An 18,090-nucleotide genomic window follows, 5' to 3' on the forward strand; every position below is an offset into this window, starting at 1 on the left:
TAAAGATACAATAACCTTCTTTATCATTGCCATTTTCTATGATAGGGAGAAGATAATGTGCGAGCAAGTAGCCAGAAAAAAAGATTATTATCTAAACAAAACGTCCTGTTATTAGGTATTTTACTTACTGCCACCTGCTTAAGAGCCCCTTTTACTGGCCTACCACCTATCCTCGATCGAATCGCCGATGACTTAGTATTAAGTACAACTCTCGCGGGCGTGATTCTTTCCTTACCCTTACTGGCTTTTACCCTACTTTCATCACCGAGTGTAGCGCTCGGTCGACGTATCGGGATGGAGCGTGCAATTTTTTGTGGTTTAGCTGTTATCGCTATCGGCATTATTGTGCGTTCGCTTGGCTTTTCATGGGCTGTTTTTGCGGGCTCAGCCATTGTTGGTATTGGAATTGCCGTAGGTAATGTTTTATTACCTGCCTTTATTAAACGCCATTTCCCCCATAACATTACCCAATTAACATCGACCTATGCCCTCGCGATGGGTATTGCTGGCACCCTAAGTTCAGCCCTAGTCGTTCCCGTTAATAATCTCTGGGGTTAGTCTATCGCTTTACTCTGTTTTTTAATACTGCCAATCATGGCAATTATTGTGTGGTTGCCACAATTAAAAAGAAGCAGAGAACCATCCATAGAACAAACAACTAAGGTCAAAGTAACGCAGTCAAAATCTAAAATCACCCATTCACTCATAGCATGGCAAGTTGTGGCCTTTTTTGGCATTAATTGCATGATGAGCTATATCGCGTTCGGTTGGCTCCCAACGATTCTGATTGATACTGGTATCTCTGCTAAAGAAGCCGGTTTTCTCCATGCTGTACTTCAGTTATCAGTTGCACTACCTGGCCTTGTTGTCGGTTTAATTGTCGGCCGCATGAAAGATCAACGCGCAGCGGCAGCAACCTCTTCAACTTTTCTAGCCATTGCTTTTTTAGGCCTAGCCTTATTTCCTTCACACCCTTTAATCTGGACTATTTTACTTGGCGCAGGTACGGGTTCTGGTTTTATCTTAGGTATGGCATTTATTGGTTTAAGAACCAATAACTCCAACCAAGCTGCTACCCTATCCGGTATCGTTTTAACCATTGGTTACTTACTCGCTACCATGGGCCCGCTATTTTTGGGAGTGTTAAACGATATCACAGGCAGTTGGAACTTAGCTTTAATCCTATGCTTTTTATTAAGTGTCGTTGAAATCTTTATCGGTCTGTCGGTTGGTAGAAATCGAGTGATAAATTAATGAAACTTTTGTGGTGTAAGATAAGCATAAAATACTGATTCATAAGGAATATCCAAATTAAAGTAGTTTAATTAAAGGTCATCATTACAAATTTATTTTCAGTTTTATTAGTATTAAACTAAATAGTATTAACTATCGCTCATCCTAAAAAAACCAATTACTTCATCTTTATCATCAAACTTATCTATATCATTAAGCATTAAAACAAGAGAACTATTTTTATACTTATAATATTCGATTAACGGGCTATAAGAACCAAGTTTTTCTTGAGAAAATTTTTTTAAAAATCCATATAAGTTTAAAATCAATCTTCTCAATTGTCTAGTATAAGCTTCAACTTCTTTTCCTGACTTTTGAGCATACTCTTTAAATTCAAAATAAGAGTCACTCTCTTCTAATGAACTACCATTACCCGCAACTCGCTCAGCTTCTGAAACCATATGATGTATCAAAACACTACCATTTTTTTGTTTACTAACATCAGTTTTAAGCAGCTCATCTATTCTTTTATCTATATCCTTTATTATTATTAAAACTTCCTTAGCTAACTGACCATCATCAATTAACTCTAACTGTTTGTTTTGAATATTTAAAGACAAAAGTACTCCTAAAAAAGCTATAAATGCTAAAAAGGGATTTAATATACCACCGAAATAATCCCCAAATGCTCCCCAATCACTATGGTTGTTAGAAGGTTCTGTGCCAAAGTTAAAAATATAAAAAAATATAACTAAGGCCGTTGTAACCAGAATCACAGTAAACAGGAAAATTATTACTATCGTATTTTTCTTCATTTTATTAATTTTAATTTAAGTTAGATTCCATTGACGTAAACTACAAACACTATTGCGATCATTAAGAAATTCTTAAAACCTAAAGGGTAACTAAGCAGTAAACTTTGATCATAACTTTACTTATTTTATGTCGAAAAAATTAAATTATTATAAATATAAACTTTATTTTTTGTTCTTCTAAATTTTTGAAGTATCTGATCTTTTACTGAAGACACAATTCATGTTCCTAGGGTTATTCCCAGTAATAATTTTCGTTTAATAAAATTATTATTCAATTAGAAAACTTCTAATTTCTTCTTATTGTCTAGGAACCCAGATATGATGAATAATAACAAGGTCTCCATTCGCGTCTTGCTTGCCAGTTTAATTGGTAGTTCTATCGAATGGTTTGACTATTTTTTATATGGAACGGTGGCTGCTCTCGTTTTTAATCAACTCTATTTCCCGACAGACGATCCCACTGTCAGTACGATGCTAGCTTTTGCATCATTTAGTTTGTCATTTTTTATTAGACCTTTTGGAGGAATAATTTTTAGCCACATCGGGGATAAACTCGGCAGAAAACGCACCCTAGTCTTAACTCTTTCTTTGATGGGAATTGCTACTGCATTAATGGGAATCTTACCAACTTATGAAGCGATTGGTATCGCAGCTCCGATCATTATGGTGACCTTAAGACTAATTCAAGGCCTAGGAATCGGTGGGGAATGGGGAGGTGCTATGCTCTTGGCCGTGGAATACGCACCAAGACACCTCCGCGGTCTTTTTGGAAGCGTGCCACAAATGGGCGTCACTATTGGTATGCTTTTAGCTACTCTAGCATTAACGCTTATGAGCCAATTACCCGATCAAGCATTTATGTCATGGGGTTGGCGCGTACCCTTTATTGCTAGCACCATTTTGGTTTTTATCGGCTTATGGATTCGCAAAGGCATCGATGAAACCCCCTCATTTAAGAAGAATCAAGCTGAAGGCAAGGTAGTCGCAGTGCCTTTATTTGAAACTCTCAAAAACCATAAACGCGAAGTGCTAATTGCCGTTGGTGCCAAGTTTGTTGAAACGGCACCTTTTTATATTATGTCGACATTCGTTGTTTACTACGCCACTCAGGACTTACAATTTACGCGAACCAACGTCCTTAACGCAGTTACCATCGCTACCATCATAACGACTTTACTAATTCCTTTGATGGGAATTTTATCTGACCGCATAGGCAGAAAGCGTTTGTACATCACAGGAACGGTTTTAATGATGCTCTATGCCTTTCCTTATTTTTGGCTATTAGAACAAAAGTCGGTATTAACATTAATATTCGCCACGGTGATTGGCTTAGGTGTAATCTGGGCACCGATTACAGCTGTCTTGGGCACGATGTTTTCTGAGATTTTTAAAAGTAATGTCAGATACACTGGTATTAGCCTAGGTTACCAAATTGGTGCAGCCTTAGCTGGTGGAACCGCCCCCTTAGTAGCAACATTATTACTGAATGAGTTTAGTCGCTCCTATGTACCAATTGCAATTTATATTATTTTAACGGGCGCTATCTCACTCATTGCTATTGCCAGTGTGAGCGCTACCAATAAACAGCAATTGGATGAAGATGATGATCCTTCATCACTTTAATTACATCTGAAATTAGGTTGATGCAATGGTCGGATGTGAAGCTACCCAAATAATATGCGCATCCTCATCATTAGCCACGATGAGGTGAGCCATCTGACTGTCTAAATAGCAACTATCCCCCGAATTTAATACAATGGCCTCATAGAATTCTGTGTATAAGGTGATGCTACCGTCAAGAACATGGAGGAACTCCTCACCCTCATGAGATTGATATTCTGTTAATTTAACCGAGTCATGCGCTTTAATGGTTGCATAGATAGGAAACATCCGCTTTGAGGCCAACTGGGTACAGAGCATTTCGTAGGTATATTGCTCGGTATCATGGATACGCCCCTCGCCTTTGCGAGTCACCGTCAGGCGTCCTGAGACTTGCTGTTCACCTGAGGATACGTCAAATAATTCAGAAACATGAATACCTAAACCTTGAGCCAAATCTATTAAACGCTCATAGGTAGGTGACAACAGATGATTTTCAATTTTAGAGAGTGTCGAAACAGAAATATTTGTTTTTTTGCTTAATTGGACTAGGGTCAAACCCTGTTTCTTTCTAAACGATCTGACGCGCAACCCTAATCGATTACTAATCGAGTCATTATCCTGAGAGTCTAACAAGGAATCAGTTCGCATAAAAACTATCAATTTCAGATTTAAAGAATGACCTCATTATACCGCGCCGATTTAAATTAATTACTCAAGGAGTTTTACATGAAAATTTTCAATACAAAAGACACTATCGCCGGTCTTCCCTACCCAGAATTAATTGCCGCTATTAAAAATATGTTTATCGCGCAATACACTATTCCTCTACGTCACATTCATCCACTGGATAGTCGAGATAAAGACGCGAGTCTTTTAATTATGCCCGCCTGGCAAGAGGATTACTTAGGCATTAAGCATGTTCTGATTTATCCAAACAATGCAAAAAGGCATCAAAAACAAGGCCTTTACTCAACTTATAATTTATACGATAACGACTCAGGCGAACCGCTCGCTATTATGGATGGTAATGTCATTACTTGCCGTCGTACTGCCGCTGCCTCTGCGCTAGCTGCTGATTATCTAGCACGTCCAGATGCAACTAAGCTTTTAATTGTAGGTGCCGGCAACGTCGCTAAAGAGTTAGCCTATGCTTATGCTGCGATCAGAGACATTAAACAAGTACAAATTTGGAACCCAACCCATACGCGTGCTGAAGCACTTGCAAAACAGCTTATAGACGACGGTTTTAAGGCTAGTGCAGTCACTGATTTAGAAGAAGCCGTTAAAAATAACGACATTGTCAGCTGCGCTACCCTTTCAAGTCAACCTTTAATCCTACGCCGTTGGGTGCAACCTGGCACTCACGTCGATCTAATTGGTAGCTTTAGGCCCAATATGCGAGAAAGTGATAGCGATTTATTTGAAGACACTTCCGTTTTTATCGACACCGACGAAGCGCTCATGAAATCAGGCGACCTGCTTGAAGCGATCAACGATGAGAAATTTAAAACAGAAGACGTGCTTGCAGAACTTTCAGAGCTTTGCAAGCAGCTTCATCCCGGTCGTAAAGACAAAAAAGAAATCACCATTTTTAAAGCCGTGGGTAGCGCTGGCGAAGATCTCGCTGCAGCGGTTTTAATTTATGAACAAAATACTCAATCATTTTAAATTAAGACAAACTAAACTGACAAACGCCGGTTAGCTTCAAACTAAACGGCGTTTTTATTTTTATCTTTATTTTTAAAACAATGAACATATTTATCGAAAGCTTAATGCTCCAGTAAAGACCGAGGCAAGTGATAAATCTCTGTTAAAGCAACTAAATCGAATACTAGTAGTTTCCCTAATTTTTTATTTTAATATACAAAGATATCATTTGATATACATATTTAATGAATTGTATACAAAATGAAAGTATCAAATAAAAAAACATCTAACCAAATCATATTTGACAACGTCAACGAGCTTTTGCACAGCATGATGCAAGAAATTACTGAGCCGACACGAGTAAGAGAAGAAGAGCTAGCCGAGCAGCTTGGCGTAAGTCGTACGCCTGTTAGAGAAGCACTAATCAGACTTGAAAGTACTGGCATGATTTCTTTGCGCCCAGGAAAAGGTGCCCTCTTAATACCCGTTACTGACGAAGAGTATTATGAATGGCTTCAAATACGAGAAGTTCTCGAAGGTTTTGCTATTCATGAAGCTACTTTAAATGCATCACAACGTGACATTGAGAGATTGCGCAATATCTTCTTACCTTATTTAAATGAAGAGACTAATAAAAATCTCGACGATGCCGCTTACGCTCAATCAAATGTGGATTTTCACAAAGAAATTATGTCATTAGCTGGCAATCAGTTACTTGAAAAAATTTGGCACTCTTTTGGCCACCGAATCATCTCTCATAAAAGAAAAACCATTAAAAAACTTCATCGAAGAGAAGACTCTTTGAAAGAGCATATGCAAATGATTGAGGCCATGGACAACCGAAATGCCGATCTTGCTGAAAAATTAGCTCGACAACACGTCAGACAAATTCGAATTGCTCTCCAAAATCTTAAAAATCAATCCACTTTATTAGACATTCTCAAATAGGAATAATATGAAATTTCTAAGTTTTTTACTAAACAATCAAACACAATTAGGACTACTAAGCGATTCTGATAAAGTCATTAATTTAAGTCGTTTATTTGATGAAGATAAAACGCATGGTTTTACACAAACACCGACAAATGTTTCTGAATTAATCAAGTTAGGCGAGAGGGCGCTGACTTTTATCCAAAACAAAGTTGCTCATGATATAGATAAATACCCTTTATTGGAGTTGAGTTCGCTTGAAATTCTTCCTCCTCTTAGCTTAACCAAAAACGTCTTTTGTGTTGGTAGAAATTATCGTGACCACATTATCGAAGGTAACATCGCCCGCGGCGTACCAGCAGAAACCTTTCCTAAAGCTATTGAGTTTTTTACAAAACCACCAACCACAATTACAGCCCATGGTGCTGAGATCCCACGCTACGCCTCTCTAACTGACAATTTAGACTATGAAGCAGAATTAGCAATTGTGATCGCCAAACGAGGAAAAAATATTCCGGCTGAGGAAGCTTTAGATTATGTTTTCGGTTACACCATTATAAATGACATCACGGCTCGTAATCTTCAACAAAAACATGGCCAATGGTTCAAGGGCAAAGGTTTAGATTCTACTTGCCCAATGGGTCCTGTGATTACACATAGTTCGGCCATTGTTGATGCAAACAATCTCAACATTACCCTCAAGGTTAACGATGAGTTGAGGCAAGAAGATTCGACCAGTGGCATGATTTTCAAAATTCAAGACGTAATTGAACAACTTTCTGTCGGCATGACGCTAGAACCGGGTGACATCATAGCCACTGGAACTCCAAAAGGCGTAGGCTTCGCCATGAAACCACCTGCCTGTTTAGAAGTCGGTGACGTCATTGAAGCCACGATTGAGGGTATTGGCACGCTACGAAATACCATTGTGGACTAAACCCTCCTTTCAAATTAATTCCTTAGCTTAGGAGAACAAAATGCAAAACCAACAAAACAAAACGAATGCGTCAAACGTAAGTGACACCTTATCAAGATATATCGATGTTGATGCCCTACCGTGGAAACCAACTCCTACCAAAGGAATTGATATGAAAATTCTTTTGGAACAACCAGAAACAGGGCTATTAACAGCTCTCTTCCGATGGGAGCCTGGTACCACTCTTCCACTACATGAACATGTCGAGATTGAACAAACCTACGTACTCAGTGGCAGCATTGTTGATGATGAAGGTGAAGCCTTAGAAGGACAGTTTGTTTGGCGTCCCAGCGGCAATCGACACATTGCGCACTCGCCAAATGGCGCTCTTGTCATCTGTTTTTTCTTAAAACCCAATAAATTCCTTGACGGCAAATTAGCTGGGCAAGAACTTAAGTAATAAATAACCCCCACATCCAAACAATCAGGAGACACTTATGATGACGCTAAAAAAACTCACTGCTTTTGTCATTCTTGGCCTATCTTTAACAGGTGGCGCCGCTCATGCTGAATTTAAAGAAAGAAGCATGAAATTAAGCCACCCAATGAGCAAATCAGATCCCATCGGTACTGCCGCAAACAAATTTATCGAAGTTGCCAATGAAAAGACGCAAGGTAAGTTTAAAATCAAAGAATACTCTGATGCCCAATTAGGTAATGAAATTCAGTCCATTTCTTCAACCCAAGGTGGTGTAATCGATATTGCCGTCGTTTCTACGGCCGGCATAGGCGGTATCGTAAAAGAGTTCGGTATCTTCGATCTACCTTTCTTATTTAACTCAATCGAAGAAGGTGATGCGCTTGTTGACGGAGATGTGGGTAAAGAACTACTACAAAAACTAGAAAGCAAGAATCTCGTCGGCTTATGTTATTGGGACTACGGTTTTAGACAAGTCACGAACAGTAAACACCCAATCAAAAAACTTGAAGACTTTCAGGGTTTAAAAATTCGCACTTTACAAAACAGACTTTATATTGACACTTTTAAAGCCTTAGGTGCTAATCCACTCCCGTTACCTTATCCAGAAACCTTTACTGCACTAGAAAGCAAGGCAATTGATGGTCAAGAAAGCTCATATGTAGTTACTAAAACAAGCGGTTTCCATGAAGCTCAAAAATACGTCACAGAAACTAATCATGTTTACTTACCTGCTATTGTAATGACCAACAAGCGCTTATGGGATCGCTTCTCTGATGAAGAAAAACAAGTTTTCTATGAAGCTTGCCAAGAAGGACAAGCCATTCATAGAGAAGTTAGCCGTGACATGAGTAAAAAAGTTGAGCAAGAGTTGGTTGATGCTGGCTTACAACTCGACCGTTTTGACGACGCAGAAAAGCAACGTTTAATTGAAGCAACTGCTAGTGTCACTGAAAAGTATAAAGAAGAAATCGGCAAAGAGCTTGTTGAAAAAGCATATTCAACAATTGAAAAAATTCGTAATCAATAACTCTATCTTTTTTGTGCTGCTTTCTTTTCTTCAAAAATAAAGCAGCACGTTAGAGATTCTAGCCATCTAATTAAAAATAAAAATTGTCCTAAATCTCACTAAATAAATACTTACATGCAAAAAATAACCAATCTCTATTTCAAACTACTAAAGGTATCGATTGTCAGCTGTTTAGTTGTCATGGTCATAATGGTCTTTACTAACGTAGTCATGCGATACGTATTTAACTCAGGCTTAGCAATTTCTGAAGAATTATCCAGATGGGCATTTGTATGGTTGATTTTTCTTGGTGCCATCCTTGTTTTACATGAAAATGCACACCTCGGCGTTGATATTTTTCTTCAAAAAGTCTCTCGCCCTGTAAAAAAAGCATTATTAATCCTCTCTAAGCTCATCATGCTGGTTCTTACTGTTTTAATCCTGGATGGCAGCATTGAGCAAACCATGCTTAATCTTGACGCTTTAGCTCCTGCGAGTGGTATCTCTCAGAGTTGGTTGTTCGGTGTTGGCATCATCTTTGCTGTATCAACTTTTTTTGTACTTTTGTACCAACTCTATTGTCTGATTAAAACGCCAAGTGCCGATATTGACTCAGTGATGACAAAAGCAAGCTTAGGAGCTGAGTAAATGACCATATTATTATTTGTTTCCGTCCTACTTCTAGGACTTGCTATTGGTCTACCGGTAGCTTATGCCTTGATACTGACTGCTGTCGCCTTAATGTTTCACTTAGACTTTTTCCAAACACAAGTCATTGCACAAAACCTTATTAATGGTGCTGACAGCTTTCCTCTCATGGCAGTGCCTTTCTTTATGCTTGCCGGCGCCATTATGAATGCTGGTGGTCTATCGCAGCGCATCGTTAATTTAGCAATACTATTAGTAGGTCATATCAAAGGTGGACTTGGTTATGTCACTATCTTGGCCGCTTGTATTCTTGCCAGTCTCTCCGGCTCAGCGGCAGCAGATGCCGCTGCATTATCTGCTCTCTTGGTGCCAATGATGATGAGGGCTGGGCATAGCAAATCCAAGTCAGGTGGCTTAGTCGCTACCTCAGGCATTATTGCATTAGTGATTCCCCCCTCAATTGGACTAGTATTAATCGGTGTTACTGGAGGAATTTCAATTACCGGCTTATTTATTGCCGGAATCATGCCTGGCATTTATCTTGGTCTGTCTTTATGTATCGCTTGGTATTTTGTCGCAAGAAAGGATAACTCAGAGCGTCTCCCTAAAGCAGAGTTTTCAGAAATTTTTAAAGCATTACGTGAAGGCATTTGGGCTTTATTCTTGCCGGTAATCATCATTGTCGGTCTACGGTTTGGCGTTTTTACACCTACCGAAGCTGGCGTTATCGCTGCAGTTTATGCACTACTCATCTCCGTCTTAGTATATCGAGAGTTAAAACTAGAAAATTTGTATTTGGTTTTTTTAGATTCCGCCAAAATGACCGCCATGGTTATGTTCTTAGTAGCTGCCGCTCTGGTTTCTGGTTGGATGATTACTATCGCTGGATTACCGGAACAAGTAACTGAGCTAATTGAACCGATCAAAGACAGCCCGACCCTATTGATGCTAGTTATCGTGGGTTTAATTATTGTGATCGGTACGGCGATGGATATGGTACCAATTATCTTAATCCTGCTTCCCGTATTATTACCAGCGGTTATCGCAGCCGGAATTGATCCAGTTTATTTTGGCATTATCTTTATGATTGCTTGTTCAATTGGTTTGGTTACTCCGCCAGTAGGCGCTGTGCTTAACGTCGTTGCGGGCGTTTCCAAAATTAAAATGATAGACATTATTGTGGGGGTTTGGCCTTTCCTATTAGCCCAAATCACCACTTTATTACTTTTAATATTATTTCCAGAGTTAATTATGACGCCATTTCACTGGCTAACTAAATAGCTGTTACACCGTTTGTTATATAAAGCCAGAACATGTTTCTTCATATTGTGCTACTAAAATTCAACAACAAAGCAGATCAAGAATTCTTCCTAACAGTTGATGCATTTGTTAAGCAAATCCAAGCAACATGTCCTGGCGTTATCGTGTATAACTTCGGAGATAACAAATCCAATCGTTCTAATGGTTACACTCATGCAACCACTTCAGTCTTCACAACAAGTGCACAGCATGATGCTTATCAAAGCCATCCAACTCATCAAGAGATGAAAGCCTATATGGCAGAATACATTGAATCAATGGTGGTTTATGATGGTGAGATTCAAAAAGTAATTTGTGAAAGTTGATAATTGCTGTGATGGGCCACATTCACTATCCACAATCAACGTTCAAACACCCAACATCCCCACTAAGTAATCCTCAACTCATACTTAAAATTTTCTGGTTGTCCCAAAGAAACTCGATACTCAACCGGTTGGTTCTCAAGGTTATAGGCAATGCGCTCTATGTTAACCAGCAAGTCCCCTTGATGAGCATTTAAGTCCTCATCTTCTTGCTCTGAAGTAAAGGACAAGGTTTCTTTAGCTGACAATATGAATTGTCCACAGTGCTGATAATAAAAAGGATAGAGTAAATTTCCAAATTCATGAGGGGCAAAGCGTAGAAGTGGAGCAAATTTGGACTCAGGGAGCCAAATTTGCTCGCTTAAAACGACGTTACTGCCGACTAACCGCAGACGACGTAACTGGATAAGCTCCATGTGGTCAGCCAGTTTCAAGTGATTATTAATCGTTTTAATAGGCGCAACTTTTTTGATGGACTTAACCACACCGGTGGGAATTGTCTGCTTGCCCTCCTGATCTCGATATCGAAAAAAGCGAAGTAAAGAATCCTTGAAGTCCGGCTGCCTAATAAACGTTCCTCGACCTTGCGCTTTATATAACAGTCCCTCTTGGACCAAACGCTCAATTGCTTTGCGTATGGTACCGATTGAAACCTGATACTCTTGAGCCAGCATCTGCTCGGTAGGAATCGCTTGAGCAGGGTCCCACCCCTGCTCTACTAAGCGGGTTTGTATATTGATACGAATACGCTCATAGAGCGGCAAGTTGAGTTGCTCTAGCGCAGCAGCAGAAACTGAGGAATAAAACGCCATAGGGTGTACATAATAAGTTAGGCTTCTAGTCTAAATAAAGACAGAGCATTTTGGCTCAAAATCTTTTGTTTTAAGATAGGATCCTGAACCATCGATTGCAAAAATTCGACGTTTGAATTATAGCTCACCTGCTCCTCATGCTGTGTATGCGGCCAGTCACTACCCCAAACCAGACGATCTTCCATACCATGCGCTAGTAATAGTTTAAACGCTTTTTCTGCATTTTCCATGGCTGCTTTTCCTGAGCCTAAGCGGTAAAAAGCTGAAACCTTGACCCAATATCGGCTCGGATCCAAGTGCTTTAATACCGTCTGATAGTCTGGATCCTCGACGCTTTTTTCTGGGTCTACGCGAGCAAAATGATCCAGCACAATAGGTCCTGAAAAATCTTGTAGCGCTGGCATCATGACAACTAAATACGATGGTGGGCAATGTAGTTCAAGCTGCCAATCAAGTTGAGTGAGATGGTTTAAAAACAACTGCCATTCAGCTTGTCTTAAATCAGGAATATCTTTGCCAAATAGATTTAAGCGAACCCCTACAATCCCTTGTTCTTTTAGAGATTGCAGAGCAGCTAATTCACTGTCAACCGGCACAACGGCTATGCCCTTTAAGCGATCTGGGTAGGCCGCAATCGCTGCCAACATTTGGCTATTGTCATACCCTAAAAAACTCGGTTGAATCAGCACCCCGTAATCAAAACCATATTGATCTAAATGCTGTACATAACTTTCTACTGATGCGCTTTGAGCAGGACGATAACGCGCCCCCTCAACGACCGGAACATCGGCATTAAAAATATGAGCATGAGTATCGACTTGTTTCATTTACAGTACTCCTTGAACAATAACTGCCGCAAGCAACGCAGCGATAAAACCGAGAGGTACAGCACGGAAAAGTAGATCGTTAAATAATTGAGATTGATTCACACCTTGAGGTGTAGAGCCTAAAATCAAGCTGCCCCCTGAGGAAAAAGGAGAAATCGCTGAGGCCTGCGCGCCCACCACAATACATACAAACAAAACGGTTGGATTGTAGCCCGTGGCAACTGCAATCGCAGGCACAATTGGGAATAAAGCGGGTGTCACTACGCCTAAGGTACTGGCAAATAAAGACATAAACGCGCCGATCACACACATCGCGACAGGAATAACCCAGAACGGAATAGTAGTAGAAACCCAGTCAGACAGTTCATTGATCACACCGGCTTGAATAGCCACCTCAATCAGCATACCGACGCCACAGATCATGATGAGCGTGCCCCAAGGTACCATTGCAACCACTTTTTTCTCATCGGCCAATTTTAATAATAAGCTAATCACTGCGAAAATAATCGCCATAAAGCCGATATCCACCTTCGAATTTAAGAAAGCAATTAAGTGATTATGCGGCATGATAAGGTTCAAAATAGGGATAATCAGCACCACTACCATCAGCGTGATAATCAATATCAATGACTGCTTTTGTTTAGGGTCAAACGGAGCAGGTTTTTCAGCCGTAATATTGATATTTAGCTTTTTATGATTAAACAACAGATAACTGCCTATCACCACAATAGGAACAATTAAGGTAGTTACAAAAATAACCGTAGAATTTGTAAAGGCCTGTGCAGATTCGACCCCAACCCCTTCCATAATACCGCGGAAAATAACACCGCTCTGAGAGGTCATAAAGTTAGCCCCCGCCAGCGCACCATAGTTAACAGCCATACCACCAATGATCTTACTCATCCCCGTTTTCTGACAAAGCAATAACGTCATGGGTGCCATAAAAGCTAACACGGTATAAAAACCGGCGCCTAATGCAGCAATCACGGTCGCTGAAGCAAAAATAGCCAGAGGTAAGAAAATAGGAAAATTTCTGCATGCATACAGTAAATGACTGGCTAATTTCTCCAGCGCGCCATTGACCATGGCAACGTTATAAAACAAGGTCACCGCAAAAATAATAAAAAATATTTTAATAGGCCAGAAATTCACCACTTGCGAAGCGGTTAAATCCAGTCCGAAGCTACCTATTAAATAGGCAAATACAATAGCAAACAATCCGATATTGATTTTGGTCTTATAGCCAATCGCTATCGCTAATAGGATAGCAATCATAATAATTAAGGTCATAATAACTCCTTTTAGAACAAACACATCTTATCATCTAATCATCTATATGTTTATATCTATTTAAAAGGGTAAATACCTATTGTTTTGAGTTTTTTAATTAAAATCAAATATCGTATTATCAGTTAGATAACCAACACAAAACCCAACACATCCATCCAAGCCCGCTATCATCCCGCAAGTAGATTGACTGCTCATACGCTAAGTGAATTTTTAATCAAGGATTAAAAGAAAAATACGGTCGCACCCACCCGACCTCAGCAATCATGCTTTGTGGACTATGAACCACACTAATCACCTCCCATACTTTTGCGGAGCCCCGGCAACGATGGTTCTGTGGATTTATTATGATGAATTAATTGAATTTGGGAATAAAATAAAATTGATACTGCAATTTACTAAGCCGTTATACAATACATAGCTTTAAAATAAGAAATCTGATTAAACCTTTATTATTGGGACTTCTAATATGGTTCGGCATGATAGTACATCTCAAGCAGCGACACAGCACACACCACATTCAAGCGATGAAATTGATCTGTTAGATTTATTGCACACGCTATGGAAAGGCAAGCTATTGATCATACTCATCGCTGCCATCGGCTTCTTAGGTGCTTATGGTTTATCGCTATTGATGAAAGAGGAATGGCGCTCAACCGCTAGAGTTGTCGCACCACGCTTATCTAATACCACCGAGCTCATTGAAATGAGTCGCTCAGTGCAGCGTATTACTGATAATAGTTCGGATGTCGATGTAAGTGCACTAATGAATCGAGCATTTAGAACTTTTCTCTATACTGCCGCGGATAGCGATGAGAAATATGACTACCTAAGAAAGACAAGTCTTTTCCAAGAGCTGATGGAAAACGAAGACACAAATGCTGGAGTGATACTCGATAATCTAAGTCAAAATCTTTCGGTAAGGCTCCCTGATGATAAAGAGCAAACACTAACCACAGACTATACCCTTTCTTTTGTTGCTGACTCCGCTGAAAGAGCACAACATATTTTAAGCGGCTATATTAGTAATATTAACCGCGTAGCAACTGAAATTTCTCAACAAGAATTTACTAATAGCTTAGAAGCTCAAATTAAAATACGTCAGCAAAAAATCGCCGACATTGAGCGTGATTTAAATAATCAGCGTCAAGTTGCTGTCAAGAGATACAGTGAGGCGCTTCTCACCGCTCAAAAAGCGGGTATTAAGAGTGCCTCAGGTGCCCTACTAGGTCGTAGTGACTCTAGTAACAATGTCGTTTTCGAAATTAACTCGAATGCGGAACAACTGTACTTGCAGGGGGAGGAGGTTTTAGAAGCCCTTGTTGATGTGACTCAAAATACACCTATCATTTATCCAGCATCTTATTATCGTCTTCAATATGAAATTGAAGCGCTAGAGCCACTCTTAAACGAACAGCCTACCTTTGAATCTTTTAACTACTTGCTGCGACCTACTTTACCGCCTAAGCGCTTATCACCTAAACGTGCACAAATAGCGGTCATCGGTGGTTTGGTTGGCGGAATAATAGCCTGTCTTATTGTTCTGATTCTTGCGGCGTTTAGAAATAGGCAAACAACACTATCATAGAATAAAAACTAATACCGCTACGTTCAACGCGATGATATAAATACAATAACCCCGGGCGCTGCTCGGGGTTATTGCATTCGTTTGTTGGCCGAGCCCCCTTGGCTCGCTACAATTTGCTTTAATTTTAAGCAATGACGGTGTAAAATCCATCACACAGGCACACTGAGCGACTTGGCTTCCCAACTCTAACTCTGCTACACTCCATGCATTGTTCAATTTTTAATAAGGCCAAAAACAATGAAGGCTTATCAGAAAGCAACAATTAACCCACCCGTATTTTTCCCGGCAGCCGCGCTTATCTTACTTCTAGTAGCTCTGGCTGCGTTCGCTCCCGACTTTTCACAACAACTGTTTGGCAGTATCCAAGACTGGATTCTTGGGCATGTTAGTTGGTTCTATATCCTAACGGTAGCCATTATTTTAATTAGTATTGTCTATTTAGCCCTTAGTAAATATGGTGATATTAAGCTGGGACCCGATCATTCCATACCTGATTTTAAAGACTACACTTGGTTCGCCATGCTGTTTTCAACAGGGATGGGCATTGGTCTTATGTTCTTTGGCGTGGCAGAGCCTGTCATGCACTACCTCAGCCCGCCAATCGGTGCAGGTGGTACAGTTCAAGCAGCACAAGATGCCATGAGCATCACCTTCTTCCATTGGGGTCTACATGCTTGGGCGATTTACGCCATTGTGGGTTTAATACTGGCCTTCTTCTGCTATCGACACGGTCTTCCACTGAGACTAAGTTCAGCACTTTACCCCATGATTGGTGAGCGTATTCACGGGCCTATTGGTCAATCTGTCGATACCTTTGCTGTGATTGGAACCGTTTTTGGAGTCGCCACATCACTCGGTTTTGGAGTAGCACAAATCAATAGCGGACTAAATTATTTAGTTGATTTATCGGTTAGCACCAACGTACAAATCGTACTGATTATTATTGCTTGCGGTCTAGCTACCATTTCGGTCTCCAGTGGTCTCGACAGAGGGATTAAAATACTGTCAGAGTTCAATCTAGGTCTCGGCGTCTTGCTCCTTTTATTTGTGCTGGTCTTAGGCCCAACTGTATTTATTTTCCAGGCCTTTATTCAAAACACGGGCAATTATTTATCCAACATCATCACCGCCACCTTCAATCTCTACGCCTATCAGCCCAATGACTGGATTGGTGGATGGACTTTATTCTACTGGGGTTGGTGGATTTCTTGGTCACCTTTTGTGGGCTTATTTATCGCACGTATTTCACGTGGCCGCACGATTCGTCAGTTTGTCTCCGGTGTATTATTAGTGCCGGCAGGCTTTACCCTACTTTGGATGACCGTATTTGGTGATACCGCCATCTATTATATTTTAGTGGATGGTCTATCTGAGTTTGGGGTAGTTGTGCAAAATGACGTCAGCCAAGCGCTGTTTGTTTTCTTAGAGAAAATGCCCATTAGCACGATCACTTCTATTTTGGCCATATTCATGATCGTTATTTTCTTTGTGACATCCGCTGACTCCGGTGCCTTGGTGCTGGACATCTTATCCTCCAAAGAAAATATGCCCTCTCCTGTCTGGCAGCGTATCTTTTGGTCCACGCTAACAGGTGTCGTTGCGATCGCTTTATTGCTGGCCGATGGTTTACAAGCTTTACAAACGGCGACCATCGCTAGTGCTTTGCCCTTCTCTATTATCTTGCTAATTGCGATTTATGGTCTGTTCAAAGCATTGAAAAATGAAGCGACCAAACGTCGTATTCGCTTCCAAACAATCGCTCGCTCTCAGCCTTTAGCCCAAGAACAGGACTGGCAAAAGCGTTTGCACAATTTAGTCGTTTTACCACAGCAGGATCAAGTCGTACGCTACATTAATCGTATCGTCTCCCCTGCCATGCTGGCAGTGGCTGAAGAATTAAAAAGCTTAGGTTTTGATACGGAAGTCAACAAAGAAACGTCGGCTGAAGATGGCAACTCGGGCGGTTGGGTCTTAAACGTTGCCCATCACGGTGAGTATCAGGACTTTAGCTATGGTGTACGTCCCATTGCGGAAAACCGCCCAACCCTTACCTCAGACGATATTAAACGACCTGATAACGAAATATATTACCGTGCCGAGGTCTACTTAATCGAAGGCGGACAAGACTATGACATCATGGGTTGGACAAAAGAAGGCGTCATCGCTGATATCCTCGACCAGTACGAACGCCATCGCCACTTCCTACATATGGCGTATGACAATGAGACGGTTCCTGATGTCAATGCTAAGGAATAGCACGATTTTCTGAAAACCATTGAGGGTATAGGCATAAAAAAACGGTGGTAATAACACATTTTATTACCACCACCTATAAAGCCTATCAGACTCTATTCTTTGATCACACTAGCTGACAGCGCGACCACATCACCTGACTACTCCAAGGTAAATCCTAATTTTACCGTGACTTGCCAATAAGCCACCTTACCATCACTGACATGACCGCGCGTTTCAATCACCTCAAACCACTGAATATTGCGGATCGTCTCGCTTGCCTTGGCAATCGCCGAGTTAACCGCATCCTCCATCGTGGTGGTGGATGAACCGACAATTTCTATTTGCTTATAGGTATGACTCATAACAAGCACCTCCTTTTTGAACAATGAACTTTCATCTTAAGCTTTTTGCATAGGCTAAACAAGTATCGCTATACCACAG

At 40.5% G+C, this 18,090-nt stretch carries 17 protein-coding genes and 1 pseudogene; 12 read left to right on the forward strand and 6 right to left on the reverse strand.

Annotated elements, in window-relative coordinates; translation table 11 throughout:
- The first annotated feature begins 57 nt into the window (after window positions 1-57).
- Window positions 58-1,254, forward strand: a pseudogene (locus B092_RS16080) (MFS transporter).
- 128 nt (window positions 1,255-1,382) lie between these two features.
- On the opposite strand, the gene B092_RS14675 reads toward B092_RS16080, so the two are convergent.
- Window positions 1,383-2,048 (reverse strand): hypothetical protein, encoded by a 666-nt coding sequence (locus tag B092_RS14675; protein WP_147277844.1) that lies wholly within the window; start codon window positions 2,046-2,048, stop codon window positions 1,383-1,385.
- 318 nt (window positions 2,049-2,366) lie between these two features.
- On the opposite strand from B092_RS14675, the gene B092_RS0105135 reads away from it, so the two are divergent.
- Window positions 2,367-3,671: an MFS transporter gene (locus B092_RS0105135; RefSeq protein WP_018574181.1), complete on the forward strand. Its 1,305-nt coding sequence runs from the start codon at window positions 2,367-2,369 to the stop codon at window positions 3,669-3,671.
- 12 nt (window positions 3,672-3,683) lie between these two features.
- Here the strand turns inward: B092_RS0105135 and B092_RS0105140 are convergent, their stop codons facing one another.
- Window positions 3,684-4,298, reverse strand: coding sequence for a helix-turn-helix domain-containing protein (locus B092_RS0105140; RefSeq protein WP_083907465.1), 615 nt, complete (start codon window positions 4,296-4,298; stop codon window positions 3,684-3,686).
- 78 nt (window positions 4,299-4,376) lie between these two features.
- On the opposite strand from B092_RS0105140, the gene lhpI reads away from it, so the two are divergent.
- From lhpI to B092_RS0105180, 8 genes are all read left to right on the forward strand, one after another.
- Window positions 4,377-5,318: a bifunctional Delta(1)-pyrroline-2-carboxylate/Delta(1)-piperideine-2-carboxylate reductase gene (gene lhpI / locus B092_RS0105145; protein ID WP_018574183.1), complete on the forward strand. Its 942-nt coding sequence runs from the start codon at window positions 4,377-4,379 to the stop codon at window positions 5,316-5,318.
- A gap of 240 nt (window positions 5,319-5,558) precedes the next feature.
- Window positions 5,559-6,245, forward strand: a complete 687-nt coding sequence (locus tag B092_RS0105150) for a GntR family transcriptional regulator (RefSeq protein ID WP_018574184.1) — start codon at window positions 5,559-5,561, stop codon at window positions 6,243-6,245.
- Between the two features lie 7 nt (window positions 6,246-6,252).
- On the forward strand, window positions 6,253-7,164 hold the full coding sequence (locus B092_RS0105155; protein ID WP_018574185.1) for a fumarylacetoacetate hydrolase family protein: 912 nt from the start codon (window positions 6,253-6,255) through the stop codon (window positions 7,162-7,164).
- A 40-nt stretch (window positions 7,165-7,204) separates the two neighbouring features.
- Entirely contained in the window at window positions 7,205-7,603 is a 399-nt protein-coding gene (locus B092_RS0105160) for a cupin domain-containing protein (RefSeq protein WP_018574186.1), read from the forward strand.
- A 37-nt stretch (window positions 7,604-7,640) separates the two neighbouring features.
- Window positions 7,641-8,651 (forward strand): TRAP transporter substrate-binding protein, encoded by a 1,011-nt coding sequence (locus B092_RS0105165; protein WP_018574187.1) that lies wholly within the window; start codon window positions 7,641-7,643, stop codon window positions 8,649-8,651.
- A 114-nt stretch (window positions 8,652-8,765) separates the two neighbouring features.
- Window positions 8,766-9,278 (forward strand): TRAP transporter small permease, encoded by a 513-nt coding sequence (locus B092_RS0105170; RefSeq protein WP_026253618.1) that lies wholly within the window; start codon window positions 8,766-8,768, stop codon window positions 9,276-9,278.
- The gene (locus tag B092_RS0105175; protein ID WP_018574189.1) at window positions 9,279-10,559 is read left to right on the forward strand and encodes a TRAP transporter large permease subunit; all 1,281 of its coding nucleotides are present in this window, start codon (window positions 9,279-9,281) and stop codon (window positions 10,557-10,559) included.
- A gap of 32 nt (window positions 10,560-10,591) precedes the next feature.
- Window positions 10,592-10,903 carry a Dabb family protein gene (locus B092_RS0105180; protein WP_018574190.1) on the forward strand — a complete coding sequence of 104 codons (312 nt, stop codon included), beginning with the start codon at window positions 10,592-10,594 and terminating at the stop codon, window positions 10,901-10,903.
- 62 nt (window positions 10,904-10,965) lie between these two features.
- Here the strand turns inward: B092_RS0105180 and B092_RS16005 are convergent, their stop codons facing one another.
- The 3 genes from B092_RS16005 to B092_RS0105195 are packed head-to-tail and all read right to left on the reverse strand — an operon-like array spanning window position 10,966 to window position 13,829.
- Window positions 10,966-11,712, reverse strand: a complete 747-nt coding sequence (locus tag B092_RS16005) for a GntR family transcriptional regulator (RefSeq protein WP_018574191.1) — start codon at window positions 11,710-11,712, stop codon at window positions 10,966-10,968.
- 17 nt (window positions 11,713-11,729) lie between these two features.
- Window positions 11,730-12,539 (reverse strand): amidohydrolase family protein, encoded by an 810-nt coding sequence (locus B092_RS0105190; protein WP_018574192.1) that lies wholly within the window; start codon window positions 12,537-12,539, stop codon window positions 11,730-11,732.
- Window positions 12,540-13,829 carry an SLC13 family permease gene (locus B092_RS0105195; RefSeq protein WP_018574193.1) on the reverse strand — a complete coding sequence of 430 codons (1,290 nt, stop codon included), beginning with the start codon at window positions 13,827-13,829 and terminating at the stop codon, window positions 12,540-12,542.
- Window positions 13,830-14,295: 466 nt separating this feature from the next.
- Here B092_RS0105195 and B092_RS0105200 point away from each other — a divergent pair, with 466 nt between their 5' ends.
- Together B092_RS0105200 and B092_RS0105205 are read left to right on the forward strand one after the other, a co-directional pair.
- Window positions 14,296-15,414, forward strand: coding sequence for an LPS O-antigen chain length determinant protein WzzB (locus B092_RS0105200; RefSeq protein ID WP_018574194.1), 1,119 nt, complete (start codon window positions 14,296-14,298; stop codon window positions 15,412-15,414).
- 237 nt (window positions 15,415-15,651) lie between these two features.
- Window positions 15,652-17,670, forward strand: a complete 2,019-nt coding sequence (locus tag B092_RS0105205; RefSeq protein ID WP_018574195.1) for a BCCT family transporter — start codon at window positions 15,652-15,654, stop codon at window positions 17,668-17,670.
- Between the two features lie 137 nt (window positions 17,671-17,807).
- On the opposite strand, the gene B092_RS0105210 is transcribed toward B092_RS0105205, so the two are convergent.
- Window positions 17,808-18,011: a dodecin gene (locus tag B092_RS0105210; protein ID WP_018574196.1), complete on the reverse strand. Its 204-nt coding sequence runs from the start codon at window positions 18,009-18,011 to the stop codon at window positions 17,808-17,810.
- Between the last annotated feature and the right edge of the window lie 79 nt (window positions 18,012-18,090).

Origin of the sequence: Oligella ureolytica DSM 18253 (genome assembly GCF_000373745.1) — a bacterium.
Classification (GTDB): domain Bacteria; phylum Pseudomonadota; class Gammaproteobacteria; order Burkholderiales; family Burkholderiaceae_B; genus Oligella; species Oligella ureolytica.

Coding starts and splice junctions, on each gene's coding strand:
- B092_RS0105175 (WP_018574189.1), top strand. CDS start 9,279: ATGACCATATTATTATTTGTTTCCGTCCTACTTCTAGGACTTGCTATT.
- B092_RS0105200 (WP_018574194.1), top strand. CDS start 14,296: ATGGTTCGGCATGATAGTACATCTCAAGCAGCGACACAGCACACACCA.
- B092_RS0105155 (WP_018574185.1), top strand. CDS start 6,253: ATGAAATTTCTAAGTTTTTTACTAAACAATCAAACACAATTAGGACTA.
- B092_RS0105160 (WP_018574186.1), top strand. CDS start 7,205: ATGCAAAACCAACAAAACAAAACGAATGCGTCAAACGTAAGTGACACC.
- B092_RS0105190 (WP_018574192.1), bottom strand. CDS start 12,539: ATGAAACAAGTCGATACTCATGCTCATATTTTTAATGCCGATGTTCCG.
- B092_RS0105195 (WP_018574193.1), bottom strand. CDS start 13,829: ATGACCTTAATTATTATGATTGCTATCCTATTAGCGATAGCGATTGGC.
- B092_RS0105205 (WP_018574195.1), top strand. CDS start 15,652: ATGAAGGCTTATCAGAAAGCAACAATTAACCCACCCGTATTTTTCCCG.
- B092_RS0105135 (WP_018574181.1), top strand. CDS start 2,367: ATGATGAATAATAACAAGGTCTCCATTCGCGTCTTGCTTGCCAGTTTA.
- B092_RS0105180 (WP_018574190.1), top strand. CDS start 10,592: ATGTTTCTTCATATTGTGCTACTAAAATTCAACAACAAAGCAGATCAA.
- B092_RS0105210 (WP_018574196.1), bottom strand. CDS start 18,011: ATGAGTCATACCTATAAGCAAATAGAAATTGTCGGTTCATCCACCACC.
- B092_RS0105170 (WP_026253618.1), top strand. CDS start 8,766: ATGCAAAAAATAACCAATCTCTATTTCAAACTACTAAAGGTATCGATT.
- B092_RS16005 (WP_018574191.1), bottom strand. CDS start 11,712: ATGGCGTTTTATTCCTCAGTTTCTGCTGCTGCGCTAGAGCAACTCAAC.
- B092_RS0105140 (WP_083907465.1), bottom strand. CDS start 4,298: ATGCGAACTGATTCCTTGTTAGACTCTCAGGATAATGACTCGATTAGT.
- lhpI (WP_018574183.1), top strand. CDS start 4,377: ATGAAAATTTTCAATACAAAAGACACTATCGCCGGTCTTCCCTACCCA.
- B092_RS14675 (WP_147277844.1), bottom strand. CDS start 2,048: ATGAAGAAAAATACGATAGTAATAATTTTCCTGTTTACTGTGATTCTG.
- B092_RS0105165 (WP_018574187.1), top strand. CDS start 7,641: ATGATGACGCTAAAAAAACTCACTGCTTTTGTCATTCTTGGCCTATCT.
- B092_RS0105150 (WP_018574184.1), top strand. CDS start 5,559: ATGAAAGTATCAAATAAAAAAACATCTAACCAAATCATATTTGACAAC.